Source organism: Rossellomorea sp. DUT-2, assembly GCF_052665285.1.
Genome location: NZ_JBQPEO010000004.1, coordinates 368594 through 389303, shown reverse-complemented (window position 1 = coordinate 389303; position 20710 = coordinate 368594). Strand labels below are relative to the sequence as shown.

Annotated in this window: 23 protein-coding genes and 1 pseudogene; 6 read left to right on the top strand and 18 right to left on the bottom strand. The window is 38.1% G+C overall.

The window, feature by feature from the left end; translation table 11 throughout:
• Positions 1–187 precede the first annotated feature (187 nt).
• Positions 188–1285 carry an L-dopachrome tautomerase-related protein gene (locus tag ACOSV2_RS17185; protein ID WP_428976192.1) on the top strand — a complete coding sequence of 366 codons (1098 nt, stop codon included), beginning with the start codon at positions 188–190 and terminating at the stop codon, positions 1283–1285.
• Positions 1286–1620: 335 nt separating this feature from the next.
• Here ACOSV2_RS17185 and ACOSV2_RS17180 read toward each other — a convergent pair whose 3' ends face one another.
• From ACOSV2_RS17180 to ACOSV2_RS17145, 8 genes are all read right to left on the bottom strand, one after another.
• Positions 1621–2520 (bottom strand): aldo/keto reductase, encoded by a 900-nt coding sequence (locus ACOSV2_RS17180; protein WP_428976191.1) that lies wholly within the window; start codon positions 2518–2520, stop codon positions 1621–1623.
• Between the two features lie 176 nt (positions 2521–2696).
• A complete protein-coding gene (locus tag ACOSV2_RS17175) occupies positions 2697–3413 on the bottom strand; it encodes an SDR family oxidoreductase (protein WP_428976190.1) in 717 nt (238 codons plus the stop codon).
• Positions 3414–3499: 86 nt separating this feature from the next.
• A complete protein-coding gene (locus ACOSV2_RS17170) occupies positions 3500–4012 on the bottom strand; it encodes a type 1 glutamine amidotransferase domain-containing protein (RefSeq protein WP_428976297.1) in 513 nt (170 codons plus the stop codon).
• Positions 4013–4158: 146 nt separating this feature from the next.
• Positions 4159–4458 carry an iron-sulfur cluster assembly accessory protein gene (locus tag ACOSV2_RS17165; protein WP_428976189.1) on the bottom strand — a complete coding sequence of 100 codons (300 nt, stop codon included), beginning with the start codon at positions 4456–4458 and terminating at the stop codon, positions 4159–4161.
• A gap of 144 nt (positions 4459–4602) precedes the next feature.
• Positions 4603–5625 carry an LLM class flavin-dependent oxidoreductase gene (locus ACOSV2_RS17160; protein WP_428976188.1) on the bottom strand — a complete coding sequence of 341 codons (1023 nt, stop codon included), beginning with the start codon at positions 5623–5625 and terminating at the stop codon, positions 4603–4605.
• Positions 5626–5668: 43 nt separating this feature from the next.
• Entirely contained in the window at positions 5669–6100 is a 432-nt protein-coding gene (locus ACOSV2_RS17155; protein ID WP_428976187.1) for a hypothetical protein, read from the bottom strand.
• Between the two features lie 90 nt (positions 6101–6190).
• On the bottom strand, positions 6191–6538 hold the full coding sequence (locus ACOSV2_RS17150; RefSeq protein WP_428976296.1) for an ArsR/SmtB family transcription factor: 348 nt from the start codon (positions 6536–6538) through the stop codon (positions 6191–6193).
• A gap of 370 nt (positions 6539–6908) precedes the next feature.
• Positions 6909–7427, bottom strand: coding sequence for a DJ-1/PfpI family protein (locus ACOSV2_RS17145; protein WP_428976186.1), 519 nt, complete (start codon positions 7425–7427; stop codon positions 6909–6911).
• A 147-nt stretch (positions 7428–7574) separates the two neighbouring features.
• On the opposite strand from ACOSV2_RS17145, the gene ACOSV2_RS17140 reads away from it, so the two are divergent.
• Positions 7575–7964 (top strand): winged helix-turn-helix transcriptional regulator, encoded by a 390-nt coding sequence (locus ACOSV2_RS17140; RefSeq protein WP_428976185.1) that lies wholly within the window; start codon positions 7575–7577, stop codon positions 7962–7964.
• Between the two features lie 272 nt (positions 7965–8236).
• Complete coding sequence (locus tag ACOSV2_RS17135) at positions 8237–9265, top strand: zinc-binding alcohol dehydrogenase family protein (RefSeq protein WP_428976184.1); 1029 nt, start codon at positions 8237–8239, stop codon at positions 9263–9265.
• Between the two features lie 306 nt (positions 9266–9571).
• Here the strand turns inward: ACOSV2_RS17135 and ACOSV2_RS17130 are convergent, their stop codons facing one another.
• From ACOSV2_RS17130 to zwf, 7 genes and pseudogenes are all read right to left on the bottom strand, one after another.
• Complete coding sequence (locus ACOSV2_RS17130) at positions 9572–10000, bottom strand: 2-oxoglutarate dehydrogenase E1 (protein WP_428976183.1); 429 nt, start codon at positions 9998–10000, stop codon at positions 9572–9574.
• Between the two features lie 188 nt (positions 10001–10188).
• Positions 10189–10773: pseudogene (locus tag ACOSV2_RS17125) on the bottom strand (LysR family transcriptional regulator substrate-binding protein).
• Complete coding sequence (locus ACOSV2_RS17120; protein WP_428976182.1) at positions 10736–10996, bottom strand: hypothetical protein; 261 nt, start codon at positions 10994–10996, stop codon at positions 10736–10738. The pseudogene ACOSV2_RS17125 and the gene ACOSV2_RS17120 overlap by 38 nt, the downstream one beginning before the upstream one ends.
• A 793-nt stretch (positions 10997–11789) precedes the next feature.
• Entirely contained in the window at positions 11790–12140 is a 351-nt protein-coding gene (locus ACOSV2_RS17115; RefSeq protein WP_148970808.1) for a winged helix-turn-helix transcriptional regulator, read from the bottom strand.
• A gap of 266 nt (positions 12141–12406) precedes the next feature.
• Positions 12407–12889, bottom strand: a complete 483-nt coding sequence (locus ACOSV2_RS17110; RefSeq protein ID WP_428976181.1) for a hypothetical protein — start codon at positions 12887–12889, stop codon at positions 12407–12409.
• Between the two features lie 124 nt (positions 12890–13013).
• Positions 13014–13907 carry a phosphogluconate dehydrogenase (NAD(+)-dependent, decarboxylating) gene (gene gnd / locus ACOSV2_RS17105; RefSeq protein WP_428976180.1) on the bottom strand — a complete coding sequence of 298 codons (894 nt, stop codon included), beginning with the start codon at positions 13905–13907 and terminating at the stop codon, positions 13014–13016.
• A gap of 47 nt (positions 13908–13954) precedes the next feature.
• Positions 13955–15412 (bottom strand): glucose-6-phosphate dehydrogenase, encoded by a 1458-nt coding sequence (gene zwf, locus ACOSV2_RS17100; RefSeq protein ID WP_428976179.1) that lies wholly within the window; start codon positions 15410–15412, stop codon positions 13955–13957.
• Between the two features lie 964 nt (positions 15413–16376).
• Here zwf and hxlA point away from each other — a divergent pair.
• The 3 genes from hxlA (at position 16377) to ACOSV2_RS17085 (ending at position 18410) form a co-directional block, all read left to right on the top strand.
• On the top strand, positions 16377–17009 hold the full coding sequence (gene hxlA, locus ACOSV2_RS17095) for a 3-hexulose-6-phosphate synthase (RefSeq protein WP_224522020.1): 633 nt from the start codon (positions 16377–16379) through the stop codon (positions 17007–17009).
• Between the two features lie 8 nt (positions 17010–17017).
• Positions 17018–17575 carry a 6-phospho-3-hexuloisomerase gene (hxlB, locus tag ACOSV2_RS17090; RefSeq protein ID WP_428976178.1) on the top strand — a complete coding sequence of 186 codons (558 nt, stop codon included), beginning with the start codon at positions 17018–17020 and terminating at the stop codon, positions 17573–17575.
• A 115-nt stretch (positions 17576–17690) separates the two neighbouring features.
• Positions 17691–18410, top strand: coding sequence for a 3-ketoacyl-ACP reductase (locus tag ACOSV2_RS17085; protein ID WP_148970814.1), 720 nt, complete (start codon positions 17691–17693; stop codon positions 18408–18410).
• A 253-nt stretch (positions 18411–18663) separates the two neighbouring features.
• Here ACOSV2_RS17085 and ACOSV2_RS17080 read toward each other — a convergent pair whose 3' ends face one another.
• From ACOSV2_RS17080 to sufB, 3 genes are all read right to left on the bottom strand, one after another.
• The gene (locus ACOSV2_RS17080; protein WP_428976177.1) at positions 18664–18810 is read right to left on the bottom strand and encodes a hypothetical protein; all 147 of its coding nucleotides are present in this window, start codon (positions 18808–18810) and stop codon (positions 18664–18666) included.
• Between the two features lie 75 nt (positions 18811–18885).
• Positions 18886–19110 carry a hypothetical protein gene (locus ACOSV2_RS17075; protein WP_428976176.1) on the bottom strand — a complete coding sequence of 75 codons (225 nt, stop codon included), beginning with the start codon at positions 19108–19110 and terminating at the stop codon, positions 18886–18888.
• A 168-nt stretch (positions 19111–19278) separates the two neighbouring features.
• Positions 19279–20676: a Fe-S cluster assembly protein SufB gene (gene sufB, locus ACOSV2_RS17070; protein WP_113969016.1), complete on the bottom strand. Its 1398-nt coding sequence runs from the start codon at positions 20674–20676 to the stop codon at positions 19279–19281.
• Between the last annotated feature and the right edge of the window lie 34 nt (positions 20677–20710).

Genomic DNA, 20710 nt, shown 5'->3' with positions numbered 1-20710 from the left:
AAGGGCTCACGTCCATCATTCGCGAATGCCTTGAGTCCATTTTTGCTATCCGCTCGTAGCCAATAACGACGTACATACGTCCGATTGGATGATGTGGAATTTTTTCGCCAATTAAGAACCAGGAACTAAAAAAAATTTATATCATATATAGGTGATATCCCCGTGCGAAATTTTTAAGGAGGAGATCATGAAACCTATGTTACCTATGGAAAAATATTTTGGTAAGTTAGAACTAGTCTATGCATTTTATGGGGCTATGCCCACAGGCGTTAGTGTATCAGAAACCGGTCGTATTTTCATTTGCTTTCCGAAATGGGGAGACGACGTTAAATTCACAGTGGGGGAAATTGTTGGGGATACTTTGCAGCCTTATCCCAGTTTAGAAGCCAATTTGGGTAGTCAAGGTAATATCACAATGTCTTTCATTAGTGTCCAAAGTGTAGTTGCGGATGGAAGGGGAACACTTTGGGTATTAGATACAGCGGCACCGAATTTTTCTGTACCAATTATAGGAGGGGCAAAATTAGTCGCTGTTGACTTAAAAACCAATACAATAAGAAAAGTATATACCTTTACCGAAGATGTTGTCCTGCCAACAACTTATCTGAATGATGTCCGATTTGATTTTCGAGTTGGAAAAGCAGGTTATGCATATATAACAGATTCATCTTCCAAAGGACCAGGGGCTATTATCGTTGTAGATCTAGAAAATGGAAATGCGTTCAGACGGTTAAATGGAGCAAATTCAACTTCACCCGACCCATATTTTTTACCGAAAGTAGAAGGAGAAATTTTGATGAACCGAAACAAAGATGGTTCAACATCTCCATTCAGATTGGCGTCTGACGGTATAGCGATCTCTCCAGATGGAAAGGTTTTATTTTATTGTCCACTTTCCAGCCGGCATTTGTATTCAATCTCAACAGAAGCTCTAAGAGACCGAACGATACCGGACACCGATTTACCTTATCGAGTCGAGTACTGGGGAGAAAAAGGTGCGTCTGATGGAATGATCACTGGGGCAAAAGGAACCATTTATGCTGGAGACTATGAAAACAACAGTATTCGAAAAATATTGCCGAATGGCATAATGGAAACAATTGCTCATGATCCGAGAATTTTATGGCCAGATACTTTTTCAATTGGGCCGGATCAATACTTATATGTCATTGTGAACCAATTACATCGGCAGGCAAGGTTTCATTATGGAAAAGATCTGCGACAGAAACCTTATAGTTTACTTCGTATGAAAATTGATGAATTCCCAGCTTCTACCTTTTCGTAATAAAAAATAGTTGAGCAATTTTTACATTACGTCAGGTGAGGTTTAATCGGTTTTTATACAGAAATTAGCTGACGATTCTACCTTCAATCTAAAAACTCATATATTTCCGATCATTTCACAAAAAAATGGTTGTAGGAACAGTTTTATTGGTCAATGTTAAACTGTTCCTAAAAATTTTCAATAGATTAGGTGACTTTAATGCTGTATTAATATTATAGAGATCCAAATTGTAATTTTCATAAAAGAGGTTTTAGCTGCATCTGGAGTAAATCTTCCAATACCTCTGTTGACATACACATTGAATCCCCTCTCTCTTTGTCTATCCTCTATAATATCTATATAATGTCCAAAGGCATTTTTCTAGTCGGTTGCGGAAATACCTCATCAAGTCTATTTAAATCCTCTTTTGTTAATTCAATGATAGTAGCTTCCGCATTTGCTAGTACATGTTCTTCTTGAACAGCTTTTGGAATAGCTAGACAATCGTTAGAACGGATTGTCCAAGCGAGAGCGATTTGTAAGGGTTGGACAGCGTATTTTTCTGCAATCTCATTAATGGTTGGATCCGTTAACAATTGTCTTCTTAATGAGCCTCCTTGAGCCAGCGGGCTATATGCCATAATAGGAATGTGATGATCTCGCTGCCATGGTAAGAGATCATAATCTATACCCCTTGAACCAAGATGATATAACACTTGATTAGTCATACAATTTTTTCCGTTAGTGGTGTTCCATAACTCTTTCATATCATCGGTATCAAAATTGGAAACTCCCCACCTTGCTATTTTCCCTTCCTTGCGTAGCTTTTCCATTCCTTCATTGGTTTCTGCTAATGGCACACGTCCTCGCCAATGTAAAAGGTACAAATCAAGATGATCGGTTCCCAGCCTTTTTAGACTGTTTTCACACGCTTTGGCAATCATATCTAATCCTGCATGATGAGGATATACCTTTGATACTAAAAAGACGTCATCTCTACGTCCTTTAATTGCTTCACCTACTAAGCGTTCAGAATCGCCATCACCGTACATTTCCGCCGTATCTATTAGTTTCATGCCTAATTCTATTCCGAGTTGTAAAGCTTTGATTTCTCTTTCTCTCATTTGAGGATTTTCTCCCATGTACCAAGTTCCTTGTCCTATTCTTGGTAGAGAAGTTCCATCAGGCAATGTAACTACACGACTTTCAATGGAATTTTTTATTTTTGTTAAATTATTTTCGTCCTGTACACTCATAAAAAATCAACACTTCCTTTTGTATTTTTTTTATGTACCTAATGAACAAAAAAGGCGGCAATACTCTTTTGCAGTATTGCCACCAGTAAATCACTCTATTCTTACCTTATTTCTATTTTAGTTAGAACTGCTGCTTGGTAGGGTGGTAAGCTTCGGTTCAATATCCATTTAGGCCATTATACTAAGTGAGCTCCACCATCAATAAGAACAGCCGTCCCAGTAGTAAAACCATTTTCAACAAGGTATACATAGGTTTCAGCTATGCCTTCCGGCTTTGCAATCCGTCCAACGGGGAGCTGTTGTGCAATGCCGTTGAACAGTGCTTGCCTCTGATCATCTGACATTCCAGCATAGATTGGAGTGTCTACAATTCCAGGTGAAACCACGTTTACCCTAATAGGGGCTAGGTCTACGGAAAGTCCTCGAACCAATCCTTCAATGGCTGAATTGATTGCCGCTAATGTAGTAGCGCCTTGAGGAGGACGAACGCCATATACACCAGAGGTTAAGGTGATTGAGCTCTCATTGCTTAAATATGGAAGTGCTGAACGGACAGTAATATATTGCCCCCAGAACTTACTATCAAATGCCTCTTTAGCACTTGCCACAGGCAGTTCGCTAAAGTGCCCCATTGCACCTTCTCCTGCTGTAACCACAAGGTGGTCAAATTTTCCAACATTACTGAAAAATTCTGCTACTTTTTCTTCGCTTCGAAAATCGATTTCAATTGCTTCTACACTTTCACCAAGTACTTGTTTTGCTTCATTTAATTTGGAAACAGAACGGCTGGCAATGATTACTTGAGCAGATTGATTTAGAAACGCTTTGGCAGTTGCTAAACCAATACCAGAAGTACCTCCTAAAATAACTACTCGTTTACCATTTAATGACATAGTAAAACCCTTCTTTCTTAAAACCTTTTTTTGTATTGATCATTCATTGTGAAATTTATTTCTAAAACGATACTATTCAGTACCTATTATTCGGCTAATAATTTTAAGGATTCACGATTAAAGGCAGGAATGTCATCCGGAACACGGCTTGTAACAATATTATTGCTTACCACAACTTCTTCATCTTTGTAGTTAGCACCTGCATTTTTGAGATCGTTCCTTATTGATTTGAAACCTGTTATGTCGATCCCTTTTAATAGGTCCGTATCAATTAATACTTGTGGACCATGGCAAATGGCAAAAACAGGTTTGCCTTCTTGTATAAATGCTTTTGCGAATTCACCAAATCGGTCATCTTCACGTAATAAATCAGGAGAGAAGCCGCCAGGGATTAACAAAGCATCAAAGTCTTGAGGATTAACTTCCCCGATTCCCTTAGCTATTTTTACTGTTTCACCTTTTTTACCAGTAATATCTTTTCCAGCCTGTATGTCGATTGTGATCACTTGATGACCAGCATCTTTAAATGCCTGTGCTGGTTCTGTGAATTCTACATCTTCAAATAAGTCTGTAATTAGTGTAGCGATTTTTTTGCTCATCATGATAAGCCCCCTTAAATTTGTAAAAACATCGTTGGTATTATTCTCATTTAACACAATAAATACAAGTAATCTACCGTGATTAGTATTTGTTACTGCTAGATATATGAGGGTATAAAAACATTCAGTATCGCTCTGTCACGTGTTTAATGATGGTGATGCCCTTTGGAAGAATTCGTGATTTCAAATCCTGCTTGCGGCACATAGAAATACTTGATCCAGACCCCATCTAAAAACGGTTCCCTTTTATCAAGTAAAACATCAATATCTTTGTCTGTTTTCACAATTTCATCGTGTTCTGTATGAGTATCAAGCTTTATATCATAATGGGCATGGTCCCCATGCTCTAGTGTAACGTATACACGAACCATTTTCCCTTCAGCCTCTTCACCTTCTAACATTTGTTTCAGCACTTTAGCAGCATTTCGGTTAATTTTGCAGTTCATATCATTTTCTCCTATTCTGACAACTTTTATCTTTTTAATTAAGGAATCCTGTAAACAACCTCATAACCTGATCTCACGGTTTTATCCATATTCAATGCCTTAGAAAAATCATTAAAGAAGGTCTCCTTGCTGATGTCCTCCTTTTTACCTTTCGCTTTTTATAATTTCTGCTAGAAGCTCGTATGAATCCAGGCGAGCTTTGTGGTCGTAAACTTGGGCAATGGCCATGATTTCATCAGCCTGGCTCTCCTTCAAAAATGTATGCAGCTTGTCCTTTACCGTCTGCTGGCTGCCAACAATCGAGGTGCCTAATTGCTGCTCGAGAGCCTTTAATTGGTAGCCGCTGGCCACTTCGGATATGTTATCTACCGGTGGTTGAAGCTTTGTAAGGTTGCCGCCCATCAGATTCAAAAATTGCTGCTGCAGGGTTGTGAAAAGGTGTTTTGCCTCTTTATCCGTTTCTGCTGCAATGATATTCAATGCCACCATCGCATACGGCTTATCGAGAACATTCGAAGGCTTAAACGCCTTGCGATAGATCTGTAGAGCACCCAGAGTGTTAAGTGGCGAGAAATGGGAGGCAAACGCGAATGGCAAACCCAGTTCTCCGGCCAGCTGCGCACTGAAGCCGCTTGAACCCAGCAGCCAGATTGGAATATTCAAACCTTCACCTGGAATCGCTTTTATTGGGTTCCCTTGGGCCAAGGATGGATCAAAGTAACCGCGGAGTTCCGCTAATTGCTCAGGAAAGTCATCTCCAGTACTTCTCAAGTCGCGTCTCAATGCACGAGCGGTCCCTTGATCTGTACCGGGTGCCCGCCCCAGACCAAGGTCAATTCGCCCAGGATATAAGGATTCAAGAGTGCCAAACTGCTCAGCGATGACGAGCGGAGCGTGATTCGGCAGCATGATTCCTCCTGAACCAATCCGGATTTGTGATGTACCGGCTGCCACATGGGACATCACCACAGAAGTCGCGGAACTGGCGATAAACGGCATATTGTGGTGTTCAGCGAGCCAAATACGGTTGTAGCCAAGTTTTTCAGCATGCTGTGCGAGTTCCAATGTATGGCGGAAAGAATCAGCAGGAGTACTTCCGGCTGTTATCGGTGAAAGATCCAGCACCGAGAATGGAATTTCGTTTAGTTGAATTGCATGTTTAGACATAAGTTCATCTTCTTCCCTTATCTAATTTTATTAAAAACTAATCTCATACTGGAATTTCATGAGTCTGAAAGTAAGGCCGCACAAACTCTCCAAGCTCCTGTATGACTTCCTCGGGAGGGCGCTTTGAAAAATACAATACAAATGCCAGGTGATTGACACCTATGGATTGAAATTGATATAAAATTTCTAATAACTGTTTGTGCCCTACACGAAATCCTAAAGGAATCGGAATAGGAAGTGCATCGGTATTTTCCGATAAATCGATATATAAAGTCTGAGTGAAAGGCTTAAACACTCTTGGGACGTGAAGTTCCGATAACTCGCGATAGTCGTTAGTCAATTGAATTTGTTGTGAGATAACCCTCAGGTAATGGATCCAGCCGTCCCCATTCTGAGCAATCCATTCGATCGATTGATTGCTAAATCCTGTCACCATGGTCTGAATCGAAGAAAAAGGATTGGGGATCATTCTCATATCCGTTCCATCGATGACGCCTACTCATATTATTCTTTTGGTACAACCTGTTATATGCTCGAAGTTGTAATAAACTCACTTCAATTCTCCTTAAATTTTTGTACCAATATATTTTTCGAACTTTTTAATCGTCTCCTCATTACGGCGATAATACGTCCATTGTCCGATTCGCTTTATTTCAACAAGCCCGCTTTGCAGCAGAATCGATAAATACTGTGAAGTAGTGGATTGCGAAATCCCCGCCTTGCTTCGGATATCCCCTACGCAAACCCCGCCTTCAAATCCTTCATCCGCAATAATATGGGCTTGCGGTGAAAAATGACTGCCGGGATCTTTTAACATTTGAAGAATGCCCACCCTCGTCTGGTTCGACAATGCCTTAAAAATTTCAACGGCTTGTTCATCATTTAAGCGTTCCAATTCCTGCTTCAATATCATTTGCCTCTTTCTGTATCGATTATCACTATCCCAATGGAAGCTGGATAGATGATCTGAAAGCATCATACCAAATCGGTAATTCCCGATATTAATATATTAGCCATCTGGTCCTTCCAAATCAAATGATTTGTTTTGAAGGAGATACTGTGAAAAGCTCCCATCTTAAAATAGACCACTAAAAAGCCTGCAAATAACAGGTTTTTTCGACGGTTCCGCCACTCCATCTTTAAACTTATTCCATTATTTTCAGCTTATACACTTCTCTATTTGATGCAAGGTCTGCAAGATCTTACATTTGGATAGCCGAAAGCCTACAGAATTAATTCCGTAGGCTTTCGATTATATGAAAATTCAGGGAGGAAATGTGGAATTAGTTTAATGCTTTTACTAAAGCTTCTCCAAATTCTTTAGCGCCATCTGGACCATCACCAGTGATAATATCATCATGAGCAACAACATGTTTTTCAACATATGTTACTTTATTCGCTTTTAATTGGTCTTTTTGTACATCTACTGGATAGCAAGTTGCTTCTCTTCCAGTAAGTAAACCCGTTTTAGCTACAGTAACCGCACCTGCACAAATTCCTGTTACAAGAACTTTATTAGTATATGCTTGTTTCAAGTAGTCTTGTAATTCTTTATTTTCCCATAGATGATCGTTCGTACCAGATCCACCAATAACAGATACAACATCATAGTCAGAAGCAAAAACGTCTGTGAAAATGACCTCAGCAGTTGCTTTACCTTCATAATCCCCTATGATTTCACCTGTTTTTGTACTTGCAATTGTCACTTCAATTCCGTTGCTTTCCAATTCCGCTTTTGGATGGAATAATTCGTCTTCATTGAAACGTTCTGGGGGTATAATTAAAAGTGCTTTTTTACTCACTTGTGATCCTCCTCATTATTGAAAAAAAGTTGCCGGTAAGACGACCATTTCATTCTACTGCTTGTTTTCTTCACTGTGAAGAATGCACTTTTTTGTAAGTAGGTTACCGACAGGTTACAATTGATACAAATAAGGAGGTAAGAATGTATGCCAGATACATTTAGAGATGAAGTTAAAGAAAAGATCATAAATGGTGATTATAATTGTGAAAAAGAACTTACCTTATCAATTATAAGTGGTAAATGGAAAATTGTTATTTTATGGCATTTAGGGGTAGAAGGACCACATCGATTCAGTGATCTCCAAAGGCTTTTTCCAAAAATATCTCATAAAATATTAACGAATCAATTAAGAGAACTGATGGAAGATGGAATAGTTCATCGCGAGGTTTATCCAGAAGTTCCACCGAAAGTGGAATATTCCATGACTGAATTGGGGATGACTTTACTTCGTATCGTTGAAATGATGTATGAATGGGGGAAAAATCGGATAGCAGAAATCATAAAAGAAATGGATATTTCGGAATTAAACAATTAAGCATAAGCTTACATTTACAATGTTGCTTTACAAAACCTATTAGAAAAGAAGCACCTTCACTTAACTGTATGGAAGGTGCTTTTTTTCTACCAATCATGAAAAAATTAAAATGTTCGAAGGGTCCAACACGACTAAACAAAGGTATTTTCAATCCATTTTATTAATCATTTTTGGTAAATATCACTGACGCTTAGAAACTATAGGGCTAATAGTAATTATTTTAAGCTATTACTAATAACGGGTATACTGATAAGGAAAGGATGTGGTTCATCATGAATACTATGAAGGCGGTAGGATTAACTCGTTACCTTCCAATTGAAAATCCCCAAAGCTTGGTGGACGTAGTTGTAGAAAAACCAAAAGCAACGGGTCGTGACATTTTGGTCAAAGTTGCGGCCATATCGGTCAATCCTGTTGATACAAAGGTACGAGCTCCTAAGGAAAAAGTTGAGGAAGTTCCTAAGATTCTAGGTTGGGATGTAGCAGGAGTCGTCGAAGAGACAGGACCGGACTGTTCATTGTTTCGTCCGGGAGATGAAGTTTTTTATGCTGGCAGTATTGCACGACAAGGCGGAAACAGTGAATACCATCTGGTCGATGAACGAATCGTTGGGCGCAAACCTGTTTCCTTAAGTTTTGTGGAAGCCGCAGCTCTTCCCCTAACCTCCATTACAGCTTGGGAAGCGTTATTTACCCGAATGGCTATTTCCCAAGATCAGGGCCCTAACCAAGGAAAGGCTCTGCTGATCATTGGTGCAGCCGGGGGTGTAGGTTCCATTGCCACTCAGCTTGCAAAACAAGCGGGGCTTACTGTAATCGGGACTGCTTCCCGATCGGAAACTGTTAGCTGGGTTAAATCAATGGGCGCGGACTACACCATTAATCACCATGACCCGCTCCTTCCACAACTTCAAGCAATTGGATTTACAAACGTTCCGTATATTTTTTGCCTGAATGCTTTGGAAAAACACTGGGCCGGTATTAGCGAAGCTATTTCTCCGCAAGGAGTTGTGTGCGCAATTGATGATCCAGCCTCTCCGCTGGACCTCAAATTGCTTAAGCAAAAAAGCGTCACCTTCGTGTGGGAGTTTATGTTTACTCGCCCTGTTTACGAAACAGATGATATGATTGAGCAGCATCTATTGCTTAATCATATTGCTGATGCTGTGGACCATCAAAAATTAAAGACAACACTGGCCGAAGTCCTTGGACCGATCTCAGCAGAAAATCTCCGTCAAGCCCACAAATTTTTGGAGAGTAACAGGGCGATTGGTAAAATTGTCCTGGAAGGTTTTGTTTAAAGACCTGTTTACAGAGAGCGATAAATTGGTGATCCGATAATTGCAATTTGATATAAATATAAAGCCGGCTGCTGATCGCAGCCGGCTTTAATTAAACAAAGAAACTTTCTTTTACTTATGATATGGTTTACCGTAACGAATCTAAATGAGGTTTTTTATTGTATTAAAAAGAGAAGTGGTGTTTTAAGATGTTCATGGTTTGGGAACATATGATAAATACAAAAGGATGAAATAAAGTCACCTCAGTATAAAAATTAATCTGTAATTCCTATGTACAAGTGAAATCCTGCTTACCTCCATCGCCTTTCATAATAAATCAGTTTCCCATAGTCCAAGCTGGCCTTTTGCTGAGATACGTTCATTCAAGATCTTTATGTCTTGAACCTCCCACGCATATCCTCCCACATTAAAGTCTCCTAAAAAATAATCATTTCCTGATACGATTTGTCCATTTTCCAGGACTGCTGAGGTCTGGTTTTTTTCAGTTATTTCCAGACAATTTTCAAGCCTGCCTACAGCAATGATCATTCCGGTCGGAAGTGTCTCTTCTGTATATCCATGCTTACCGAGCAGCGAACGGATGGCCACATGCCTGCAGACATCCTTATCTATTTTTTTACTTGTATGAATGGCAAGCGGTCCGCGATAGGTTGTTTTCCATGACCTTGTTTCAAATTCATTCTCTCGTAGGACAAAAAGACTTGCCCAAGGCTGAATCATAGATAATACCTTCATTCTCACGGCCACCAATCTATAAAGTTTCGTTTCTCTTATCGTGTCCATAGAGAAGAATATTATTATCAAAAAGGTTTAATTGGAATTCGGAAACCAGAATTATATTTCATAAACACAAAGATTTACTTGTTTTATTTTCCGTTTTTCATCGTTGAACTCTTTTACTTTTAAGTAAATAATTTTGGTGTCTAAAAAAGTTTTAAAAATTCTTTTGCTGCTTTTGATAAGTAACTATTCTTCCTCCAAATTACTTTGGGTTCAGATATTAAGGTCTGTTCCTTTAGCTGAATGACTCTCAATCCTCCCAATGAATGGAGGGATAATAACGAGAGCGGTAAGATCGTCGCACCAAACCCCGATGAAACGAGACCAAGTAACATTATTAAATCCTGACATTCGCACAGTATATTAGGTTCTAAATCTAACCGTTGAAATTCATTGACAATTTGTCCATAAGCACCTAAACCATAGTTTGGCCGCAGAAGAATCAATGGTAAATCGATAATTTCCTCTAACCTGCATTGTTCTGATCCAGTCTATGTCCATTTTTCAGGTAAAACAAGCACATATGGATCCCTTTCCAAGGGCATTTGAGAGATACTTTTTTCTGTTATTGGACTATTTGTTATTGCAATCTCAATCTGGCGTTTTGATAACATTTTTATGAGATGGATCGTTTCCCCTTCCCATACTTTGAAAGTAAGACCAGGATTTTTCTCACGAATATCTACCACCTTAGAAAGAATTAAAGATGCACAATAAAGATTGAACATAGGTATGTCGCTGCCATTGTATTAGGACTGGGTGTCCCCCAAAAAAAGCATTTATAATGGTACCGATTCCGCTCCAATTGGTCATGGCATTGATCGGTGGACGATAGCCATGGGTCTCTAACATAGCAATCCCTTGGGCACAAATCCATTTGACAAATTTCCAACCGACAAAAGCTTTGGAAATTAAACTCATTTTCAAAGAGTCAACCAGTACACTAATCATGGCGACTCCACCTAGTAATTGAATTAATGAGGCAGGAATGACATGTGGAATTTGCGAAGCCATTGGAGAAAATAGAGCTAATAGACAGGATAATACTCCTAATCAGGCGCCCTATTTTCCTTTATTATCACAATCTCCGGAATCTCTATCCTCCATATCGGAGCGCCATTCTGGGGTCTGGTTGGGGGTACATTAGCCACTGTATTCTTGGATAAACAAGATTTTTATAAATCCGAATCAAGTGACCCTAACAATGAAACTAACTTGAATGAAGCCCTTTTAAAGGAAAAAATTTCTTAACAGCAATTTTATAGACCTCGGATATATCTTTAGGACACAATAAAGGGACACCTAGACATAGTGCGGTCTAGGTGTCCCTTTATTTCTTTGTATAGAATAAAATCTTCATCTACTATGATACGGTTCATCACTATTAATCCTAAACTAATTTATCCATTAATAGAAATGTTAAACAAGAATTTATGAACGGCTATCGTAAATTCACTATTCATTAAATTTCACTTCTTCTTGGCACCTGTACTGTACTACTAATTAATACAGTTCGAAAGTCAATGAAATGGTAAGTTACTTTTATGCCGATTTTTAGTAATAGAAATTGAATTTACTTTTTTAATGCCTCAAATTCTTCGCCAATTTCCGCCAGACTCAACCCCATTGAGTATCATTATCAAAAAAAGAACAAAAAATAATTATTAAATTATCATGAAAAGAGGTTGACCCCCTTGGCTGGAGTCAACCTTAAATTACCAGTTAAAATTCACCTAATCGACTCTTATTTTACTAAAGGATTCAACCCAGCAGTTTCCATATAATCTTTTCCCCAATTATACATAGCATCGAGAATCGGCATTAAACTTCTCCCTTGTTCAGTAAGGGAGTATTCTACTTTTGGAGGAACCACGGGATAGACTTCGCGTTTTACAATCAAGTCTTCTTCCAGTTCTCGCAATTGATTAACTAGCATTCTCTGCGTGATCCCTGGCATAAGAGCTTTCAATTCACCAAATCGCTTCGTTCCCTCTTTCCCTAGATGCCATAGTATAAGCATCTTCCATTTACCACCGATAACGGAAAGAGTTAATTCTTTTTCACAATTAAACATCTTTTCCTGCATTCGTGACATTTATCATCACCTCCATATTTATTATAGCCCATAGTATACTTTTTTCACTATATAAAATAAAAGTCTGTACTTGTAATATCCTTCCATACATAATGTATTAGCAGTGAACATATAATTCTCTATTCTGCTATTCAACGGAAGATGCATTACAGAAATAGAAGCAGAAGTTAAATAGGTAATTCATACCGTTTGAGATTCCCTATTTAACTTTTTTAAAAAACATACCCCAAATAAATTTTCTATCATTTTAATGGTTATTTTGGAAGCTAGTGAGATCTCTCAACACGAGCACTTAAAATGTCTTCTGTTGTGATTTCAAGTAATTTCTCCAGGAACCTTATTGTTCCTTTTATATTTTTCTCCGTTTTAACGTTTTCCAATTTTTTAATATCTATCAAATCATTAAGAACTTTTCTGAAAGCATTGCTTTTTATTAGCCACTCTCCAATCAGTTCCTTTGTTGCAGATCTTTCAAATTCATTTTTCACAGCAAATAAACTTTCTCTTTTTGTTTCTATTATAGTAATAGCATTTAAATTAGAATTCATACGCATCTTAAAATATCTCTTTTCACTATTATAATAATTTTCATTCCTTAACCGAAAATACTCTACACCAATAGTGATTTCGTAAAAAGAAGGTGTCTCTGTAACATATTGAATGTCTTTTACTTCAACATTTTTCAATAGATCTAGATAAGTTTCTATACCATACTGAGTATTTATCATTTTTGCATCCAATACATTCATGAACTTCACATCCTTTTCTACCATCATATTCATTGTTTTCATCACCATTTCACATATAATGAGCTATTTTTCTTCACCTATTTTTATTGACTTTTTTCTATTAAATATGACAGATGTAATTCTGTTAGTTTTTTTCAACAACATGTCCACCAAATTCGTTTCTTAATGCAGCTACCACTTTACCTGTAAAAGTATCGCTGTCTAATGAACGGTAACGCATCAAAAGCGACATTGCGATAACAGGAGTGGCTGCTTGTAAATCTAAAGCTGTTTCAACTGTCCATTTCCCTTCACCAGAAGAGTGCATAATCCCTTTAATTTCATCTAGCTTTGCATCTTTTGAAAATGAACGTTCAGTCAACTCCATGAGCCATGAACGAATAACTGAGCCGTTATTCCACACTCTAGCTACTTTTTCGTAGTCAAAATCGAACTTGCTTTTTTCTAATACCTCGAATCCTTCACCAATCGCTGCCATCATACCGTATTCAATTCCATTGTGAACCATTTTTAAGAAATGACCGCTCCCTGCTTTACCAGCATAGATATATCCGTTTTCGACAGCTGTATCCTTGAAAATAGGTTCCACGATGCTCCAGGCTTCAGGGTCTCCGCCAATCATATAACATGCTCCATTACGAGCACCTTCCATTCCACCAGATGTACCGGCATCCATAAAGTGAATTCCTACTTCCTTTAGCTGGTTATATCGGCGAATGGATTCCTTATAGTGAGAATTTCCAGCTTCAATTATGATATCTCCAGTGCCTAGTAATGGTGCCATTTCATTAATTACTGAATCTACCACAGCATGCGGAACCATAATCCATACAACTCTTGGTTTTTCTAATGATTCAACAAGTTCTTTTAAATCAGATGTACCTTGAGCACCGTATTTCTTCATTTCTTCAACGGCACTTCTATTTACATCGTAAGCTACTACTTCGTGCTTGTTATCAATTACATTTTGACCTAAGTTTAATCCCATTTTTCCTAAACCAATTAATCCAACTTTCATATTCATTTCCTCCTTAATAATCTAAAAATATTGCTCATCTTTTATTACTACCACCATTTATACCCTTCTTCTTCCAATAATTGGCGGGAAGCTTCTGGTCCCATTGACCCGGATGGATATAATTGAAGGGGAATTGTATTTTCCTCAAAAGCCTCTAAGATAGGCTGTACCCACTTCCAAGACAACTTCACTTCTTTCCAGTGTGCAAAGAATGTTGAGTCGCCACGCATTGCATCGTAAATTAAAAGCTCATATGCTTCAGGAACATCTGCTTGCTTAGCAGAAAAATCAACATTGACTGGTTCGATTTTTCCATTGTTTAATGGGTTTTTACTATTTAATTGTAATGAAACACTTTCTTTTGGATTGATTTCAATCACTAAAAGATTTGGAGCAGTTTCTTCTTCTTGAGTCCTATACAAATCCTTTATAGTATTTTTGAATTCAATCACAATTCGGGTGGATTTCTCTGTCATTCTTTTTCCTGTACGGATATAGAAAGGAACCCCTCTCCAAAAATCATCATCTACATATAGACGGGCAGCCACAAATGTGTCATTTAATGAAGAAGTAGCAACTTCAGGTTCTCCTTTATACCCAACAACTGGTTTACCTTGGATTTTACCAGGACCATATTGACCTCGAATCACATGATTCACCACATCCTCTTTCTTTAATGGACGAAGTGATTCTATTACTTTTCTCTTTTCATTTCGGATCTCTTCTGCACTAATTTGTTTTGGGAGCTGCATTGCTGTCATCATCAACATTTGCAGCATATGATTTTGAAACATGTCGCGAATAGCCCCAGCTTTATCATAATAATCAGCTCTTTCTTCAACCCCAACTGTTTCGCTTGCAGTAATTTGCACATTTGCAATGTATTGGTTGTTCCATAATGCTTGAAGAACTGGATTTGCAAATCCTAACGCTTCCAGGTTTTGTATCATCGGCTTTCCAAGATAATGGTCGATGCGAAAAATTTCTTCTTCATTAAAAGCTTTACTTAGTTTATCGTTTAATTCTTGAGCTGATTTCAAGTCATGTCCAAACGGTTTTTCGATAATTAGACGTTTCCAACCTTTAGTAGATGCTAGACCACTCTCTTTAATGTTGAAAGCAATCACATTAAAAAGCTCTGGAGCAACAGATAGGTAGAACATACGATTTTCTGGAATATTCAATTCTTCTTCACGTTGTTTAACGAGTTCAAGCAATCCTTTATATCCTTCAGCCTTGAAAGCATCTACATGGCTATACCGAAAGGAACGGATAAACACTTCAAGGTTTGAATCGTCATGTAGTGATCGTGTAGAAAATGTTTTTAAAGAATCTTTCACAAGGTTTTGGAAATCAGTATCTGATAAATCTCCTCTGCCCACCCCAATAATTGAGATGGGCAAAGGTAATTTTTTATCCAAAAATAAATTATATAGTGCCGGGAAGATTTTTCTTTTTGCTAAGTCCCCTGTCGCCCCAAATAAGACAAATGTCATTGCCTCCATTTTACATACCTCCAAAATTAAAATTTCACTTATACCTTTCTAAAAAACTACTATAACTCTTGATAGCCAATCCGTGGCTTAGCCATATTTTTATTTGAACCTGCTTGGATCGTAATAATGATGTTCCTAAAATGCGAATGAACACATTTTGGACAATAACCATTATTCGATGTGAGAGTTAGGCATCTTGAATAAGCTTTGTGATGCTTTGCACCCGAACATACTATTCACCCTTTCAATGTAGGAAATTGAATGCGGAAGATCAGATGACTGATCAATAACCACAGTATTCGTGAATCCAATGTTGCAACAAGATGTAAGTATAATACCTACATTTTTAAAATGAAAGTACGCACTTTTTATTTAAATAGTAATAAAAAAATAACATACTGACAAAATGTATACTATAGGAAATAAACTCATCTATTTTGGGCTAAATAAATTAAAAAGCCAGGGTGAGCATCCTCTCCCTGGCCAAAAATAAAAAGTGATATTAATTTGTTGAGTACAGTATTCTTTATGTGTTGAAGCTTTTGGCGTAATAAGCGGATTATCTAAACGGGATGTCTCACAAACATAAGACGCCTCCATAATTGCATTAGGATCAACTTACAATATATAAACAACATCAACAATGACAATTTGGGCAATTATCGATCAACTTATACAGAAAATAAGCCATACAAAATAGCGCAGCGCATTGTTTCTTTTAAAGTTAATAGTAAGACTAATAAGCGGTTTGTCTTATAGTATACTTTTTAACACTATGTAAAATAAAAGTGCGTACTTTTATTATCGGATTATACGTTGTATACTTGCAATTGTTCAGTGAGAGGCCATTATATTCCTTATTGCCCGCAGTACAGATAAAGCACTATAAGGAATATATTACTGTAAAAGTATTATTACACTTTGGAGAAATTATCACTGTACAACAATAAAAACATTATAGGAGTGAATATAGATGGAATTACAATTAGCATTAGATTTAGTTAATATCCCAGAAGCAATAGAGTTAGTTAAAGAAGTGGAGGAGCACATTGATATCGTTGAAATCGGTACACCGGTTGTAATCAATGAAGGTCTACATGCTGTAAAAGCAGTTAAAAAAGCATTCCCTACCTTAAAGGTATTAGCAGACCTAAAAATCATGGATGCAGCTGGTTATGAAGTAATGAAAGCTTCTGAAGCAGGTGCAGATATCGTGACAATTCTTGGAACTGCTGAAGATATGTCAATCAAAGGTGCTGTTGAAGAAGCGAAAAAACAAGGTAAAAAAATCCTTGTTGATATGATTGCTGTTAAAGATCTTGCTGAACGTGCAAAAGAAGTGGACGCTTTGGGCGTGGATTATATTTGTGTTCATACTGGCTACGATCTTCAAGCAGTTGGAAAGAACTCTTTTGAAGATTTACAAACCATCAAAGGTGTTGTAAAAAATGCTAAAACTGCAATCGCAGGTGGTATTAAGTTAGACACACTTCCAGAAGTCATCAAAGTACAACCAGACCTTGTCATTGTAGGTGGCGGGATTACTGGCCAAGCTGATAAAAAAGCTGCTGCTGCCAAGATGCAACAAATGATTAATCAGGGGTAATTCAGATCATGAATACAACCCAATATCTAGCTGAAATCATAAAAGAGTTAAATCGCTCCGTAGATTTAATTTCGAATGATGAAGCTGAAAAATTAGTTAATGGGATTCTTGAATCAAAAAAAATCTTTGTTGCAGGCGCAGGTAGATCTGGATTTATGGCCAAATCATTCGCCATGCGAATGATGCACATGGGGATAGATGCCTATGTGATTGGAGAAACAGTAACCCCTACCTTTGAAAAAGATGACATCTTAATCATTGGATCAGGTTCAGGAGAAACGAAAGGTTTAGTTTCCATGGCTGAGAAGGCAAAAAGCATCGGTGGGACGATTGCAGCTGTAACCATTTTCCCTGAGTCCGCTATTGGACAATTAGCGGATATCACAATTAAGTTGCCTGGCTCACCTAAAGATCAGTCGGAGAGTGATTTTAAGACGATTCAACCAATGGGCTCATTATTTGAGCAAACACTTTTATTATTTTACGACGCTGTGATTCTTCGGTTCATGGAGAAAAAAGGCTTGGATACCAATAAAATGTACGGTAAACACGCCAACTTAGAATAAATATATGATTCCTCGAGTTCTAAATAGAAAAGACCGCAAGCTGTTTCCATGGAAAGTTGCGGTCTTTCTGTTAGAAAGAACTACTTCAATTTGTAATAATTTTAGGAGTGATAAAATGATTTCTTTAAATGGAAAAACTGCAATAGTTACTGGCGCAGGAAGAGGCATTGGACGCGCTACTGCTATCGCCTTAGCAAAAGAAGGCGTTCATTTAGGACTAATTGGCTTAAATATGTCTAATCTTGAAAACGTTGCTTCTGAACTTGCACAATATGATGTAAAGGTTTCTGCTGCAACAGCAGATGTGACCGATCTTGAATCCGTTTCACAGGCTGTTGAACATATCACATCTAACTTGGGTCCAATCGATATCCTAATCAACAATGCAGGTGTTGCAAAATTTGGTGGCTTCCTTGACCTAACACCTGAAGAATGGGAGAAAATCATCCAAGTTAATTTAATGGGCGTGTATAATGTAACAAGAGCAGTGTTACCAGGTATGATTGAGAGAAAATCAGGTGATATTATCAATATATCTTCATCTGCTGGCCAAAAAGGTGCTCCAGTTACAAGTGCTTACAGTGCTTCTAAATTCGCTGTTTTAGGGCTAACAGAATCACTTATGCTAGAAGTAAGAAAACATAATGTCCGTGTTACTGCTTTAACACCAAGTACGGTGGTTACAGATTTAGCCATTGATACAAATCTTGTTAAAGGCAACGAAGAAAACGTGATGCACCCAGAAGACCTTGCAGAATTAGTCGTGGCTAGTTTAAAATTTAATCCAAGAGTATTCGTTAAAACAGCTGGATTATGGTCAACAAATCCTTCATAAAACGAAGCAGATCCAGTGGGGTCTGCTTCTTTAGTTCGTACAAAAAACTCTTATATGTATCAGTGATACAAGGACATTACTTTCTCTAAATTAACCATTAACTGGTTAACTTCATTGAGTGCTAAGCGTATAAGCATTTGATCGTATAAAGTAATAATTTGTCCATCCTCTTCAAGCTGATGTTTTTTTAAATAATGATAAATATTATTTAACTGTCTTCATTAAGGGCTGACTCTGTTTCGAAATTCTTAACTTACTGTAAGGAAAATTCATTGTTAGTCGAATCAAAATCACCTGCGATAATGTTCCCTTTCACGAACATCCTCTCACTCAATTCACCAATCATTGATAACTTCTCGGTCTTACTTAGCACTTCTTCTGTTGATTTCTTTTCAGTCATGTCATACTGCATACTAATTTGTTGATACCGATCTCATTGTCATCAAGACCGCACAAAACAGAATGGCAAGGGTACTTAAAATTGCTGGCTAGATCCCTGAGTTAACGCAGCAATTTTTACGCCATACACATACACCGCTTCTTGCTGTGACGGTAACAAATCATGGATCGGCTCGGGCATACTGATGATCAAATTACGAAAAATGTATATCTCCACGTAACTCAAGAAATGAAAAAAGAAGCTTCCCAAAAGTTCAGCGAACTCATGAGAAGCCTCCGTTAATATCCTCAATGTTAGCAAACCACTCTCACCTTACCGAGTATCTAGATATTACAGAGAAGATTGAAGTAGATGAATTAAAGAAGTTTGCTGAATACACAAAAAGATAAGGAGTCGGCACGTAATAGGCACGACTCCTTATCTTTACTATTTATACGTCCATAAACCCCTGTGTTAAAAAGGTTTGAATTATCCGATTGAACCTTCCATTTCGAACTTGATCAGGCGGTTCATTTCGACTGCGTATTCCATTGGAAGTTCTTTCGTGAATGGCTCGATGAAGCCCATTACGATCATTTCTGTTGCTTCTTCCTCTGAAATTCCACGGCTCATAAGATAGAATAATTGTTCTTCGGATACTTTTGATACCTTCGCTTCGTGTTCTAACGAAATGTTATCGTTAAGAATTTCGTTGTAAGGGATCGTATCGGAAGTTGATTGGTTATCCATGATCAGCGTATCACACTCAATGTTTGAACGTGCGCCTTCCGCTTTGCGGCCAAAGTGTACAATCCCACGATAAGTTACTTTACCACCATGCTTGGAGATGGATTTAGAAACGATCGTAGAAGATGTGTTTGGAGCCAGGTGAATCATTTTCGCTCCGGCATCCTGGTGCTGGCCTTTACCTGCGAGTGCAATGGATAGTGTCATACCACGTGCGCCTTCCCCTTTAAGGATGACCGCAGGGTATTTCATCGTTAATTTAGAACCGATGTTTCCATCTACCCATTCCATGGTTGCGTTTGCTTCACATACAGCACGTTTCGTAACGAGGTTGAACACGTTGTTCGCCCAGTTTTGAATCGTCGTATAACGGCAGTACGCATCTTTCTTGATAATGATTTCAACCACTGCAGAGTGAAGTGAATTCGTTGTGTAAACCGGTGCTGTACAACCCTCAACATAGTGAACACTTGCGCCTTCATCCACGATGATCAACGTACGCTCGAATTGACCCATGTTCTCTGAGTTGATACGGAAATATGCTTGAAGTGGTGTATCCACCTTGATTCCTTTAGGAACATAGATGAAAGATCCACCTGACCAAACCGCTGAGTTAAGGGCAGCAAACTTGTTATCCGTCGGAGGAATAACCTTCGCCCAGTGCTCGCGGAAAAGTTCTTCATTTTCTTTTAAAGCAGAATCTGTATCTTTGAATACGATCCCCATATCTTCAAGGTCTGATTGCATGTTGTGGTATACAACTTCTGACTCATATTGAGCAGAAACCCCAGCAAGATACTTTTGCTCTGCTTCCGGAATACCTAATTTATCAAACGTCTGCTTGATTTCTTCAGGTACTTCATCCCAGCTGCGCTCTGACTTTTCAGAAGGCTTCACATAGTAAGTGATCTCATCAAAGTTCAGTTCTTGCATGTCTCCGCCCCATTGAGGCATAGACATATTATAAAAATGCTCCAGTGACTTCAAACGGAAATCAAGCATCCACTTAGGCTCATCTTTCATACGAGAAATTTCTTCAACGATCTCTCGTGTCAAACCACGTTTAGAACGGAAAATCGATACGTCTTTATCACTAAAACCGTATTTATAGTCTCCGATCTCAGGCATCTTCTTTGCCATGTTGATTCCTCCATTCTTAAATAGAGTAGGAGAA

Excerpts from the sequence above, each read along its gene's own strand:
- ACOSV2_RS17185 (WP_428976192.1), top strand. The coding sequence starts at position 188 with ATGAAACCTATGTTACCTATGGAAAAATATTTTGGTAAGTTAGAACTA.
- ACOSV2_RS17180 (WP_428976191.1), bottom strand. The coding sequence starts at position 2,520 with ATGAGTGTACAGGACGAAAATAATTTAACAAAAATAAAAAATTCCATT.
- ACOSV2_RS17175 (WP_428976190.1), bottom strand. The coding sequence starts at position 3,413 with ATGTCATTAAATGGTAAACGAGTAGTTATTTTAGGAGGTACTTCTGGT.
- ACOSV2_RS17170 (WP_428976297.1), bottom strand. The coding sequence starts at position 4,012 with ATGAGCAAAAAAATCGCTACACTAATTACAGACTTATTTGAAGATGTA.
- ACOSV2_RS17165 (WP_428976189.1), bottom strand. The coding sequence starts at position 4,458 with ATGAACTGCAAAATTAACCGAAATGCTGCTAAAGTGCTGAAACAAATG.
- ACOSV2_RS17160 (WP_428976188.1), bottom strand. The coding sequence starts at position 5,625 with ATGTCTAAACATGCAATTCAACTAAACGAAATTCCATTCTCGGTGCTG.
- ACOSV2_RS17155 (WP_428976187.1), bottom strand. The coding sequence starts at position 6,100 with ATGAGAATGATCCCCAATCCTTTTTCTTCGATTCAGACCATGGTGACA.
- ACOSV2_RS17150 (WP_428976296.1), bottom strand. The coding sequence starts at position 6,538 with ATGATATTGAAGCAGGAATTGGAACGCTTAAATGATGAACAAGCCGTT.
- ACOSV2_RS17140 (WP_428976185.1), top strand. The coding sequence starts at position 7,575 with ATGCCAGATACATTTAGAGATGAAGTTAAAGAAAAGATCATAAATGGT.
- ACOSV2_RS17135 (WP_428976184.1), top strand. The coding sequence starts at position 8,237 with ATGAATACTATGAAGGCGGTAGGATTAACTCGTTACCTTCCAATTGAA.
- ACOSV2_RS17130 (WP_428976183.1), bottom strand. The coding sequence starts at position 10,000 with ATGAAGGTATTATCTATGATTCAGCCTTGGGCAAGTCTTTTTGTCCTA.
- ACOSV2_RS17120 (WP_428976182.1), bottom strand. The coding sequence starts at position 10,996 with ATGATTAGTGTACTGGTTGACTCTTTGAAAATGAGTTTAATTTCCAAA.
- ACOSV2_RS17115 (WP_148970808.1), bottom strand. The coding sequence starts at position 12,140 with ATGTCACGAATGCAGGAAAAGATGTTTAATTGTGAAAAAGAATTAACT.
- ACOSV2_RS17110 (WP_428976181.1), bottom strand. The coding sequence starts at position 12,889 with ATGAATGTATTGGATGCAAAAATGATAAATACTCAGTATGGTATAGAA.
- gnd (WP_428976180.1), bottom strand. The coding sequence starts at position 13,907 with ATGAAAGTTGGATTAATTGGTTTAGGAAAAATGGGATTAAACTTAGGT.
- zwf (WP_428976179.1), bottom strand. The coding sequence starts at position 15,412 with ATGGAGGCAATGACATTTGTCTTATTTGGGGCGACAGGGGACTTAGCA.
- hxlA (WP_224522020.1), top strand. The coding sequence starts at position 16,377 with ATGGAATTACAATTAGCATTAGATTTAGTTAATATCCCAGAAGCAATA.
- hxlB (WP_428976178.1), top strand. The coding sequence starts at position 17,018 with ATGAATACAACCCAATATCTAGCTGAAATCATAAAAGAGTTAAATCGC.
- ACOSV2_RS17085 (WP_148970814.1), top strand. The coding sequence starts at position 17,691 with ATGATTTCTTTAAATGGAAAAACTGCAATAGTTACTGGCGCAGGAAGA.
- ACOSV2_RS17080 (WP_428976177.1), bottom strand. The coding sequence starts at position 18,810 with ATGACTGAAAAGAAATCAACAGAAGAAGTGCTAAGTAAGACCGAGAAG.
- sufB (WP_113969016.1), bottom strand. The coding sequence starts at position 20,676 with ATGGCAAAGAAGATGCCTGAGATCGGAGACTATAAATACGGTTTTAGT.